Raw genomic sequence first — 12,221 nt, forward strand, 5'->3', positions numbered from 1 at the left:
ATGAGTGTGGCCGAGGACGTCCAGCTCGACGAGCTGGGTCCGGTCGACTACCTGGTCGTGGAGTTCCCCGCGGACCGGCAGGACTTCAGCGGGGAGATGGCCGACGAGCTGCTGCGACTGGCCGACGTCGGCCTGATCCGGGTGCTGGACCTGATGGTCATCCGCAAGGGCGAGGACGGGTCGGTCGAGGCGTTCGAGGTTGACGACCTCGAAGGCGCGGACCAGATCCGGCGGCTGGAGTCGTACGTGGCCGAGGTGCTGGCGGCGGACGATGTCGTCATGCTGGCCGAGGCGATGGAGCCCGGCAGCGTGGCCGGGGTCCTGGTGTGGGAGAACAGCTGGGCCGCACCGTTTGCCAGCGCTGCCCGTCGGGCCGGCGGGCAGCTCATCGCGACCGGGCGCATCCCGATCCAGGCCCTGCTCGCGTCGATCGAGGCCGAGATGGCCGATGAGGAAGGGGAGTGACATGCCGCTGCGACCCGCGCGAGCAGCGCGTCGAGGAGTGATCGGTGCCCCGGTGGCGCGTACCGCCGCCGTCGTGGGGACGGCCGCGGTCGTGAGCCACGGCGTCAACCGCCGGCAGGACCGGCGCGACGACCGGCGCGACGACCGGCGCGACCGCCGCTGAGGGGAGGGCGCACCGAAGGGGACGCAGCCGACGTCAGCGCGTCTCGGTCCGGTTGCCACCGCGCTGCTTGGCCGCGTACATGGCCATGTCGGCGCGAGCGATCAGCGAGTCCACGTCGTCTCCCGGGTGCGCGAGCGCGACGCCGATGCTGGCCGTGCTCGTGATGGGGCCAGCGTCGGGGGTCGGGATGGGCTCGGCGATGGCGCGGCGGAGCTTCTCGGCGACGTTCGTGGCGTCGGTGCTGACGCTGACGCCCGGGAGCAGGACGAGTACCTCGTCGCCGCCCACGCGGGCGACGAGGTCGCCGTCGCGCACGAGTGCTGCGATGCGAGCGGCGGTGGTGGTCAGCAGGAGGTCGCCGGCAGCGTGCCCGCGGGTGTCGTTGACGGTCTTGAGGCCGTCGAGATCGACGAACAGGATGCCGATGCGCTGACCGACGCGGGGCGGGTGGGAGAGGATGGCCGCCAGTCGCGTCATGACCTCGGCACGGTTGAGCAGGCCGGTCAGATCATCGGTGCGTGCCTGCCTGGCCAGCGCCTGCTGTGCGTGGACTTCGCTGTCGATGTCCCGGAGCACGGCGACGGCCGCGATCGGGGCGCCATCGTCGTCACGGACCTCACGGACGACGCCTCCGATCCACCGGTAGGTGCCGTCGCGTTGCCGCAGGCGGGCGTGCGCGCTGGCGACTCCGTCGGAGCGCTCGTGGCTCAGTGCCTGTCCGGCGGTGACGGTGGCGACGTCGTCGGGATGCACCAGGTCCAGCAGCGCGGTGCCGACCAGTTCGCGTGGTTCCCAGCCGAGCAGGGTGGTGACGGAGGGGGACAGGAACGTCAGAGTGCCCCGCAGGTCGAGCTCGACGACGATGTCGCCCATGTTGGACGTCAGCAGCCGGTAGCGCCGCTCGGACAGGGCCAGCGCCTCGAGGGCGGCGAGGTCGTCCGTGACGTCGCGGACGATGGAGAATAGCAGCGTACGGTCGCCGTCGTCGATCGGTGACGAGTGCACCTCGACGGTGCGCACGGTTCCGTCGGCTAGGCGGTGAGGGAAGACGAATGCGTTGACCCTGCCCGCGAGTGCCTCCTCTCGATCGTGGGCGACCTCGTCGTCCGAGAGCGTGTTCAGGTCGGTGACCCTCATGGTGCGCAAGGTGGCCACGTCGTAGCCGTAGAACCGGGCCGCGGCTTGGTTCGCATCCACGATGTCGCCGGACGTGGGTTCGATGAGCAGCATGATCGCCTCGTGCTCGGCGAACATGTGAGAGAACCTGCGGTGGCTCGCGGTCAGCCGCTCCTCCACGTCGACCTGCGCCTGGATATCGCGCCAGGCGGCGATCGCCCCGACCGGGGAGCCGTCAGGGGCGCGGACCTCCCGAGCGATGCTGCCGATCCAGCGGAATGACCCGTCCTTGCACAGGACGCGAGCCCGGCCCGTGGCGAGCCCGTCAGCGGCGGTGGACGTCCGTGCCCGCACGGCGGTCACGGTCGGCACGTCGTCGGGGTGGATGAGGTCCATCAGGGGAGTGCCGACCAGGTCCAGTGGATCCCAGCCCAGCACGGCCGTCACCGAGGGGGACGCGTAGGTCAGGGTGCGGTCGAGGCTGGAGGTGAGCACGACGTCACCGGAGTTCTCGGCCAGCAACCGGTAGCGCGCCTCGGACTCGAGCAGGGCTTCGCGTGCAGCCATCTCCGCGTCGATGTCCTGCCAGCCGGAGACCGTTCCGGTCACGTGCCCGTCCCGGTCGATGACGGGGCTCATGCGTACTCGGAACCAGTGCCATGCCGCGGGGTCGTTGTTCCCCGCCGCGCGCCATTCCACGTGCGCGGTCTGGCCGCGTCCTGTCGTCTCCGCCACCTGGTGCCACAGGTGCCGGTCGTCGGGATGCAACAACTCGGAGGCGTGCCTCCCCACCATCTCGGTGGGTCGCCAGCCGTAGCCCCGGATGGACTCCGAGATCCAGGTGATGGTCCCGTCCAGGTCAGTGCGAGCCACGAGGTCGGAGGCGTTCTCGGCCAGCACTCGGAACTCGTCGCGCGACCGTTCCAGGGCCGCCTCCGCGTCGACCTCCGCCTGGACGTCGCGCCAGGTCCCGACCTGCCGGACCACGTGTCCGCTCTCGTCGAGCACGGGCGTCAGAGCCACGTCCAGCCAGCGGTAGGAGTCCTCGCTCGTGCGGTAGCGGGCCCGGAACGACACGGAGGTCCCGGCACGCACCGTGGCGCCGAACGCCCGCCGGCGTGCCAGGTCGTCGGGGTGCACCAGGTCGGTCGGGACCCTGCCGACGATGTCCTGCGGCCGCAGGCCCAGCAGCGGCTCGACCGATGGGGACACCCACTCGAACACGCCGTCCGCCGACGCCGAGAACACCACTCCAGGGACGTTCTCCGCGAGCAGCTGGAACTCCGCGCGGGTCCTCTCCAGGGCCTCGCGGTCACGCACCTGGTCGGTCACGTCCCGGGCCGACCCGACGAGCACCAGTGACCCGTCCTCGCGGCGTCGCGTCACGCAGCGGTGCTGGGTCCACACCACTCGGCCGTCCCGCGCGCACCAGCGGAGCGTGACCTCGACCGGGTCCCCCACGGGGGTCGCCGCCAGCGCCGCCAGCAGGGGCAGGTCCTCCTCGACGACCAGGCGGCCACCCAGGTCCGGGTCTGCGTAGTGCTCCGCCGGGGTGTATCCGACCAGGTCGGTCACCGCGTCCGACACGAACTCGAACGCGCGGTCTGGCTCAAGGCGCAGCACGTAGACCACGTCCCGGAGCGCGGCCAACCACTCCTCGGGACCGGTCGCCCTGCCCGTCACATGCCCACGGTAGGGGCCCGCCACCGGGGAAGCACGGCGGCCGAGGACCGGGGGCCACGCGCGGCCCGCCCGCCTCGGCTCGGGAGCCCGTCAGCGCCCCACGTACTCCGCAAGGTGCTGGCCGGTGAGGGTGCTGCGGTCGGCGACGAGGGCCGCGGGCGGACCCTCGAAGACGACGCGACCGCCATCGTGGCCAGCACCGGGGCCGAGGTCGATGATCCAGTCCGCGTGCGCCATGACGGCGGGGTGGTGCTCGATCACGACGACCGAGGTACCGGAGTCGACCAGCCGGTCCAGCAGCCCGAGCAGTTGCTCGACGTCGGCCAGGTGGAGTCCGGTGGTCGGCTCGTCGAGCAGGTAGACCCCACCGGGGCCGGCCATGTTGACCGCGAGCTTGAGCCGCTGCCGCTCGCCACCGGACAGGGTCGTCAGGGGCTGGCCGATGGTGAGGTAGCCGAGGCCGACGTCAGCGAGCGCCTGCAGGATCCGCTGCGCCGCAGGGGTTCTCGCATCGCCGGATGAGAAGAAGCTCTCGGCCTCGGACACGGACATGGCGAGGACCTCGCTGATGTCGCGGCCACCGAGCCGGTAGTCCAGCACGGACGCGTCGAAGCGCTTCCCCTCGCAGTCCTCGCAGGTGGAGGCGACCCCGGCCATCATCGCCAGGTCGGTGTAGATGACGCCGGCTCCGTTGCAGGTGGGGCAGGCGCCCTCGGAGTTGGGGCTGAACAGCGCGGCCTTCACGCCGTTGGCCTTGGCGAACGCCTTGCGGATGGGCTCGAGCAGCCCGGTGTAGGTGGCGGGGTTGCTGCGCCGGGAGCCGCGGATGGGGGACTGGTCGACCGTGACCACAGCGTCCCGGCCGGACAGGTACCCGTCGACGAGTGAGCTCTTGCCGGAGCCTGCGACGCCGGTGACGACGACGAGGACGCCGAGCGGGATGTCGACGTCGACGTCTCGCAGGTTGTGCAGGTCGGCGCCACGCACCTGCAGGGCGCCGGACGGTGTGCGCAGCGTCGGCTTCAGGGATGCGCGGTCGTCCAGGTGGCGACCGGTCAGGGTGCCGCTAGCCCGGAGCCCCGTGACGGTGCCCTCGAAGACCACCTCGCCGCCTGCGCTGCCGGCGCCGGGCCCGAGGTCGACGACGTGGTCCGCGATGGCGATGGCCTGCGGTTTGTGCTCGACGACGAGCACGGTGTTCCCCTTGTCCCGCAGCCGGATCAGCAGGTCGTTCATGCGGGAGATGTCGTGTGGGTGGAGGCCCACCGTGGGCTCGTCGAACACGTAGGTGACATCCGTCAGGGACGAACCCAGGTGCCGGATCATCTTGGTGCGCTGCGCCTCGCCGCCGGACAGGGTCCCTGCGGAGCGGTCCAGGGACAGGTAGCCCAAGCCGATCTCCACGAACGAGTCGAGCGTGTGGCGCAGCTTCTCCAGCAGCGGAGCGACGGACGGCTCGTCCAGTCCGCGCACCCAGTCCGCCAGGTCGCTGATCTGCATGGCGCAGGCGTCGGCGATGTTGATGCCGTCGATCCGCGACGACCGCGCGGCCTCGCTCAGCCGGGTGCCGCCGCACTCGGGGCAGGGGCTGAGTGCGACGGCGCGCTCGACGAAGGCGCGGATGTGCGGCTGCAGCGCGTCGACGTCCTTGGACAGGAACGACTTCTGGATCCGCGGGACCAGTCCCTCGTAGGTCACGTTGATGTTGTCGACCCGGATCTTCGTGGGCTCGCGGTAGAGCAGGTCGTGCATCTCCTGCTCGGTGAACTCGCCCAGCGGCTTGTCCGGGTCGTAGAAGCCGGAGCCGGCGTAGGTGCGTACGTACCAGCCGTCGGCGGTGTAGCCGGGGACGGTCAGTGCGCCTTCGCGAAGCGACTTCGCAGGGTCGTACAGCTGGGTGACGTCGACGTCGGACACCGTGCCCAAGCCGTCGCACCGCGGGCACATGCCCCCGGTGACGGTGAAGGAGCGGCGCACGGTCGTGCCGCCGCCACGCTCGACGGTCATGGCGCCGCCGCCTCGTACGGACGGGACGTTGAAGGAGAACGCGTTCGACGGCCCGATGTGCGGCGTGCCGAGCCGGCTGAACAGGATGCGCAGCATCGCGTTGGCGTCGGTCGCGGTGCCGACGGTCGAGCGCACGTTGGCGCCCATCCGCTCCTGGTCGACGATGATCGCCGTGGTCAGCCCGTCCAGGAGGTCGACGTCCGGTCGGGCCAGAGAGGGCATGAAGCCCTGCACGAACGCGCTGTAGGTCTCGTTGATCATCCGCTGGGACTCGGCGGCGATCGTGGCGAAGACCAGCGAGCTCTTGCCGGAGCCCGAAACGCCCGTGAACACGGTGAGGCGACGCTTCGGCAGGTCGACGCTGACGTCCTTGAGGTTGTTCTCACGGGCACCTCGGACCCGGATCAGGTCGTGGCTGTCCGCGGGATGACGTGGCTCGGGGCCCGGCTGCTCGCGCGCGGTCATGCTCCGGCATCTCCGTCCCGGGTGGCTCGGTGGTTTCCAGCCCGAGACGGAACGGTATGTCAGGTTCCGGTCTGCTCGGTGGGACCCGCCGATCCGACACCGTGGACGACGGACCGGACCAGCGGGGCGGTCGTCACCAGTCCGACGGCCAGCAGGATCACGCCGACGATGCGCCGGGTACGTGGCGAGAGCCGGTCGGCGACGAGCAGGGCTACTCCCGCACCCAGCATGGCCCGCGTCCCGGCGAGGGCGCCGACCTGGTAGATGGGCAGGCGTGTCTCGGGCATGGTGGGCTCCTCTCGGCCGGGCTGCTTCCACGAACCACGTTCCCGGGGCGGGGCTCTGTGGGCCAGTGGCGTAGGACCGGGGGAGGGGTAGCGTCGCGGCCGGAGGTGGGTCATGGGTCGGCTTCGGTACGGCGCGATCGCGTCGCTGGACGGGTACATCGCGGACGCCGACGGCGACTTCTCGTGGGCGACTCCGGACGTGGAGGTGCACCAGCACGTCAACGACATCGAGCGCTCCACCGGTACCTACCTGTACGGGCGGGGCATGTACGAGGTCATGCGCTACTGGGCGGACCCCCCGGGGCTCGCGGACGAGCCTGTCGTGGTCCAGGACTACGCCCGGATCTGGCAGGGCGCGGAGAAGGTCGTGTACTCCGCGACGCTGGACCGCGTCGATACCCCGGCGACCCGGTTGGCGCGGGTCTTCGATGCGGACTCGGTGCGCACGATTGTCGCGGGCGCTGAGCGGGACGTCAGCATCGCCGGACCGACGCTGGCCGCCCACGCGCTGCGGGCCGGTGTCGTGGACGAGGTCGTGCTGTACGTGTGCCCCGTCGTGGTCGGTTCCGGGACGCGGTGGCTCCCGGCGGACCTGACGGTCGAGCTGGCGCTGCGCGACGTGCATCGGTTCACGTCCGGCACGGTCTTCCTGCGCTACGACGTCCGTCACTGACCGATCAGCAGAACCGCCGGTCCGCCATCGATGCAGATCACGCGCTGAGCCGTGTTCTGGGCGCGCCCGCTCAGGCAGCCGCGGGTGCGAGGTTCGGGACCGGCCGCGTTGCAGGCGGGTGCCGGCCGGTACAGGTGATCAGGCGGCGAGGTGTGCGGCGAGCCAGGTCTCGAGTGCGCTGACCGTCGGGTCAGTGGAGTTCGCAGCGTCACTACTGTCCCGCGGATCCGTGCTGACCGGCGGGTCGGTGCGGGAGGGGTCGCCGCCGTCGGCCCACGCGGGGTCGGGACTCCTCAGGTCGATGCCCGCGTGGTCGGGCGGGGGTCCGGTGTCCCAGATCGGGTCGGGGGGTGTGGGGTAGGTGTGTCCGGTGGGGCTGGTCCATCTGATCTGCCCGCTGCCGGGGTCGGGGGTTGCGTCCCAGCTGGTGTGGGTCTTGATCCGGTGATGCCGCCGGCAGGCCGGATGCAGGTTGCCCGCCGTGGTGTTCGCCCCGTCGTAGGTGGCCGCGTGGTCGAGGTCGGTGTGGACCGAGGGGATGGTGCAGCCGGGGAAGGTGCAGGTGGTGTCCCTGGCGGTGACGAGCTCGCGCAGCCGGTCGCTGGGCCGGTAGCGGGTGGCGCCGGTGGCGAGCAGGCGGCCGTGGTCGGTGAGGAAGGCCCGCCACGCGTCCGCGCCGGCCGCGAGCTCACGGGCCAGGGGTGCGGGGACCCAGCCGTGGCCGGGGACCCAGTCGGGGTTGTCGGCCAGCCCGAGCAGGGTGGCGGCGTCGACGATGACGACCGCGGACGACCACGACCGCCCCCGCCCCGCTCCCGATGTGGTGCCCGCGCCTGCACCCGCGCCTGCACCCGGGCTCCCACTGGCACTGGCGTTCGCGTCCGGGTCGGCTGCCGTCTCGGTCGCTGCGCTGCCGCCGATGCCGGAGCTGGTGGTGGTCGGGGTGTCGTCGGTGTCCAGGCCGAGGTGCCGGGCGAGCAGGCGGGCGGCTTCGACGACGGCGTCGGCGCGTAGGGCTTCCAGGGTGGTGTCGGGGTGGTGCGGGCAGCCGAGTTGATGCGTCCGGTCCAGCGTCGGGCCGGTCGTCACGTCGCTGCCCCGGTCCCCGGTCCCGGACTCGGCGGGCCGGTGGTGGCGGCGCAGGGCGGCCAGGGTGCCGACTATGCCCGTGGCGCTGGTGGTGTCGTCCGGGCAGGTGCAGGGTCCGAGCAGTCCGGTCAGGTCCGCCGCGGGGTCCTTCAGGGTGGCTTGCCGTGCGCGGGCCCAGGTGTCGAACTGCCGCCACGCCCATGACGCCATCGGCTGGGAGGCCTCCAGGGTGATCTTGGCGCGGAAGTCCGGCAGCGCGGAGATCCGCAGCGACCGTTCCCGCTTCCGCTTCGTCGCACGCTCGGCCGCAGCAGCGGCATCGAGGCGCAGGATGGTGCGGCGGACCCGGTGCCGCAGCCGACCCGGGGTCTCCTCCACGTACCGGGAGGGCTGCCCCTCCGCGTTCGGCAGGGCCTCCGCGACGACGGTCTGCACGACCTTCTCGATCAGGTCCGGGGACAGTTCGGCGGTCTCGGACTCGACCGCGCGCAGCTGCCCGTACCCCCACGCCCCCGTCTCCAGCATCCCGGCGACGGGGGCACCCGGACCTGCCAGGAAGCGGGCGGTGGCGATCCGGTCCGACGCCGCGACGGTGGACAGTCGGCAGGCCGCGGCGACCTCGGCGTGCCGGGCCTCCTCGGCGCACTCGAACGGACCGAACGGCATCGGCCCGCCCGCTCCGCCCTCGCCGCCACCGTCGTCGTCGGGGTCGGGATCCGCGGTCGGCTCGGGCCCGACGACGGGGATGATCGCCGCGTACGACCGGGCGGTCACCCACGCGGCCTGGGCCTGCCACGCGGTGAGGAACCGGACCCGGTCATGGCCGCACAACGCGTCGGGATCGACCTGCTCCAGCAGACCGATCGCCACCGGTCCCGGGCCCACCGTCACCGCCTGCGCGAGCAGGGCGGCGTCCCACGCGCGGGAGGTCCGCGGACCGGGAACCAGGGGATCGAACACGTGTACGAGTGTACTCGCCTGGTCCGACACCGCGCAAGACCCTCGGCACACGAAATCCGTTACGCCGCAGGAGAAATAGCGAGAGGACCCGACGCCTCCTTCCCCTTGACCGGACTGCGCAGGGTCCCGTCCGAGCGCCCCAGCCGAGTCGTCTCCGTAGCGATGGCGCGGCGTGAGACCGGCGACACCCGCGCCCCCCGAAGCCCACAGCCCCGGACCTCGCCGGTGGAACGCCTGACCTCCGTGCCGCCGAAGCGGAGCCTGGTCCCACGTTCCACCGCTCCGAGCGGCCGAGGTCGACCGGCTGTTGTAGCGTCCGCGCATGGCTCTCTACACCTGCTCCACCTGCGGCATGTCCGTCAACACCACCTGCGGTCACTGCGGCGCCGACCTCGTCGACGCGTCCCTCAGCAAGGACGACGGCAGCAGCGTGCAGATCTCGGAGTGCCCCAATGGGCACGGGAAGATCAAGTCGCCGATGTGCTGCGGCAGCGACATGAGCTGCTCGGTCTGATCCGTCCCGCTCGTCGGTCGCTGTGATCCGACCCGCTCGTCGGTCGCAGTCTGGGTAGGGTCGGGCCGGGCCCCGCGCCCCCTCGTCCCCGCTCCAGGGGCGAGGTCCAGACCGAGACGAGGTACGCGACCCATGACCGTCGCCGTGGACAACCCGGCCACCTGGCCCGCCAACGACCCGCAGACCTGGCGGCACGTGCCGACCTCGTACGTCCCCCTCGACCCGGACCGCATCGCCTCGCTGCTGCAGGGGGAGTGGGACCGGTTCCGCGCGACCACCACCGGCTCGGCCTCGCACCACGCACGGGCCAGCGTCCCTCTCCCGCTGGGCGTTCCGTCGTCCTTCCAGCACTGGGACCCGCACCCCATCGCCATCACCGCGGCGAAGGGCGCCTACCTCACCGACGTCGACGGCCGCCAGCTGCTCGACCTGTCCATGGGCTTCGGCGCCATGCTGGTCGGCCACCTGAACCCGGCGATCGTCGCCGCCGTCCAGGAGGCGCTGGAGACGGGCACCCTGTTCGTGACCCCGTCGCCCACCGCGACCGAGGTGGCCGAGCGGTTCCGCGAGCGGTTCCAGCTCGGCCAGATCCGCTTCGCCAACTCGGGCACCGAGGCCACGATGTACGCCGTCCGCACGGCGCGCGCCTTCACCGGTCGGCACGCCATCATCAAGATCGAGGGCGGCTACCACGGCGGCTACGACGCGCTCTCGGTCTCGGTGAAGCCGGACCTCGCGGACGCCGGACCTGAGGACGCACCGGTCCCGGTCACCCCGTTCGAGGTCGAGGCCGGCACCGTGCACGTCGTCCCCTACAACGACCTGGACCGGCTCGAGGCGCTCCTGGCCGAGCACGGCGACGAGGTCGCCGCCGTCGTCATGGAGCCGGTGCTGGAGAACATCTCCATCGTCCTTCCCGACGAGGGCTACCTGGCCGGGGTCCGGGCCGCCTGCGACCGCCACGGCGTCCTGCTCGTCTTCGACGAGGTCAAGACCGGCCTCACCGCCGGCTACGCCGGTGCCTCGCAGCGGCTGGGCGTCACCCCCGACCTGATCGCGCTGGCCAAGAGCATCGGTGGCGGACTGCCGCTGGCCGCGTTCGGCGGCAAGGCCGAGGTCATGGCGACCGTCACCGACGGCCGGATGCCGCACTTCGGCACCTACAACGGCAACCCGCTGGTCATGGCCGCGGCCAAGGCCGTGGACGAGATCTGCACCCCCGAGGCGCTCGACCGCGCCGAGACCGTGAACGACAACGCGCTCAAGGCGATCGACAGTCTCATCCGGCAGTACGAGCTCCCCGCGCACACCATCGCCTTCGGCGTGAAGGGTGCGGTCACCTGGTCCCCGACCCCGGTCCGCAACTACCGCGACTACAAGCGGACCGACTTCGGGGCCGCCGAGCTGAGCTGGCTGTGGGGCGTCAACCGCGGCATCCTCACCCCGCCCGGCCTCGACGAGCAGTGGCTGGTGTCGCTGGCGCACACCGACGCCGACATGGGCCTGCTGGTCAACGAGTTCGAGGAGCTGGCCCAGGCCCTGCGGGCCTGATGGGGTCTTGCCAGTCGCCGGGGCCCCTGCCACGGTGACGCCATGGGACCCATCCAGATCTTCCTGCTGGCCTTCGAGGACTTCGCCGCCACCGGCGGCATCGTCCGTGAGTTGGAGGCACTGTCGGACGCGGGCACCATCCGCATCGTCGATGCGCGGTTCCTGCTGAAGGCCGACGACGACCAGGTGCTCACCGTACGTGCCAGCGACCTGACCGTGTCCGAGCGCGAGGACCTGCGGGCGGCAGCCGGTGCCCTCATCGGTCTGGGAGCCGGTGCGGTCCTGGGCGGTGAGGAGGGGGCGCTCGAAGGCGCCGTTCTCGGCGCCGACGCCGCCTTCGGCGGACCGGGTCTTGGCCTGAGCGAGGACGAGGTCATGGCGCTCGGGGCCGAGCTGGAGATCGGCGACGCCCTGCTGCTCCTCGTCATCGAGAACGTCTGGGCCGCAGGCCTGCGCGACGCACTGCGCGAGGCCGGGCTGGTGTCGATGCGGCAGGAGTACCTCACGCCCGAGGGACTCATGGCGCTGGGGGCGATGCTCGGCCTCGGCGTGGCTGCGGAGGCCGACTGACACCACCGACCCCTCGTCCGCGGTCTTGGTCGGTGTCCCTCGGCGACGACCTCCGGGCCCGCCGTGGGGATGGCTGGCCCCGGTCTACCCGTGGGCGGTCGGACTCGTCGGATGGCAGCGCCACCAGCGGATGCTGGTGGCCGACGTCACCGAGGGGACGGTGCTGGACGTGGGCTGCGGCCCGGCTCCTCCCGTGCGCGACCTCCTCGCACGCGGAGTCGGGTACGTCGGTGTGGACCTCAGCGCCACGGTCGTGCACCTGGCCGCTCGCCGCCTGGACGGAGCCGGGCCGGGGCGCTGTCACCTGCTCGTCGCCGACGCGCGGGCGCTTCCGTTCGCGGACCGTTCGTTCGACCTGGTGGTATGCACCGCTGTGCTGGGACTCCTCACCGCGCGGGCGCGCCGCGCGGCCCTGTTCGAGATGGCGCGGGTGTGCCGTGGTGAGGTGCGGCTCCTGGAGCCGGTGGCCCGCCACGACCGTCGCACTCCCCGGGTGCGGAACCGGCTGGTGGGCCTCGCCGTCGACGGTCCTCTCATCCGGGCCGACTTCGAATCGGCCGGCCTCGTGGCGGGTGTGACCGGACCCCCGTGCGTGGTGGGCGTGTACTCGCCGGTCCGCGCCGCACCGCCGGCGTGACCTTCGCCCCTGAGGTCGAGGGGCGGACAGGCGCGACCGTG

Annotated in this window: 11 protein-coding genes; 7 read left to right on the top strand and 4 right to left on the bottom strand. The window is 71.9% G+C overall.

What is annotated here, in order from left to right:
• Both R2737_09175 and R2737_09180 read left to right on the top strand, forming a co-directional pair.
• Positions 1-465 carry a DUF6325 family protein gene (locus R2737_09175; GenBank protein ID MEZ5116426.1) on the top strand — a complete coding sequence of 155 codons (465 nt, stop codon included), beginning with the start codon at positions 1-3 and terminating at the stop codon, positions 463-465.
• 1 nt (position 466) lies between these two features.
• Positions 467-628: a hypothetical protein gene (locus R2737_09180; GenBank protein ID MEZ5116427.1), complete on the top strand. Its 162-nt coding sequence runs from the start codon at positions 467-469 to the stop codon at positions 626-628.
• A 33-nt stretch (positions 629-661) separates the two neighbouring features.
• Here the strand turns inward: R2737_09180 and R2737_09185 are convergent, their stop codons facing one another.
• The 3 genes from R2737_09185 to R2737_09195 all read right to left on the bottom strand — a co-directional run bounded on the left by R2737_09185 (position 662) and on the right by R2737_09195 (position 6,186).
• Complete coding sequence (locus R2737_09185) at positions 662-3,427, bottom strand: PAS domain S-box protein (GenBank protein MEZ5116428.1); 2,766 nt, start codon at positions 3,425-3,427, stop codon at positions 662-664.
• Between the two features lie 90 nt (positions 3,428-3,517).
• Positions 3,518-5,899 (bottom strand): excinuclease ABC subunit UvrA, encoded by a 2,382-nt coding sequence (locus R2737_09190; protein MEZ5116429.1) that lies wholly within the window; start codon positions 5,897-5,899, stop codon positions 3,518-3,520.
• Between the two features lie 59 nt (positions 5,900-5,958).
• Entirely contained in the window at positions 5,959-6,186 is a 228-nt protein-coding gene (locus R2737_09195) for a hypothetical protein (GenBank protein MEZ5116430.1), read from the bottom strand.
• Positions 6,187-6,298: 112 nt separating this feature from the next.
• Between R2737_09195 and R2737_09200 the strand changes: the two genes are divergently transcribed.
• A complete protein-coding gene (locus R2737_09200) occupies positions 6,299-6,859 on the top strand; it encodes a dihydrofolate reductase family protein (GenBank protein ID MEZ5116431.1) in 561 nt (186 codons plus the stop codon).
• Positions 6,860-6,997: 138 nt separating this feature from the next.
• Here R2737_09200 and R2737_09205 read toward each other — a convergent pair whose 3' ends face one another.
• Positions 6,998-8,908: a DUF222 domain-containing protein gene (locus R2737_09205; GenBank protein MEZ5116432.1), complete on the bottom strand. Its 1,911-nt coding sequence runs from the start codon at positions 8,906-8,908 to the stop codon at positions 6,998-7,000.
• Positions 8,909-9,230: 322 nt separating this feature from the next.
• Here R2737_09205 and R2737_09210 point away from each other — a divergent pair, with 322 nt between their 5' ends.
• The 4 genes from R2737_09210 (at position 9,231) to R2737_09225 (ending at position 12,180) form a co-directional block, all read left to right on the top strand.
• Complete coding sequence (locus R2737_09210; protein ID MEZ5116433.1) at positions 9,231-9,422, top strand: hypothetical protein; 192 nt, start codon at positions 9,231-9,233, stop codon at positions 9,420-9,422.
• Positions 9,423-9,554: 132 nt separating this feature from the next.
• The gene (locus tag R2737_09215; protein ID MEZ5116434.1) at positions 9,555-10,973 is read left to right on the top strand and encodes an aspartate aminotransferase family protein; all 1,419 of its coding nucleotides are present in this window, start codon (positions 9,555-9,557) and stop codon (positions 10,971-10,973) included.
• A gap of 42 nt (positions 10,974-11,015) precedes the next feature.
• Positions 11,016-11,543 (top strand): hypothetical protein, encoded by a 528-nt coding sequence (locus R2737_09220; GenBank protein MEZ5116435.1) that lies wholly within the window; start codon positions 11,016-11,018, stop codon positions 11,541-11,543.
• A gap of 25 nt (positions 11,544-11,568) precedes the next feature.
• Positions 11,569-12,180, top strand: a complete 612-nt coding sequence (locus tag R2737_09225) for a class I SAM-dependent methyltransferase (GenBank protein ID MEZ5116436.1) — start codon at positions 11,569-11,571, stop codon at positions 12,178-12,180.
• Positions 12,181-12,221: the final 41 nt, after the last annotated feature.

This window comes from Candidatus Nanopelagicales bacterium, assembly GCA_041393815.1.
In the GTDB taxonomy this organism is placed as follows: Bacteria; Actinomycetota; Actinomycetes; order S36-B12; family JAWKJK01; genus JAWKJK01.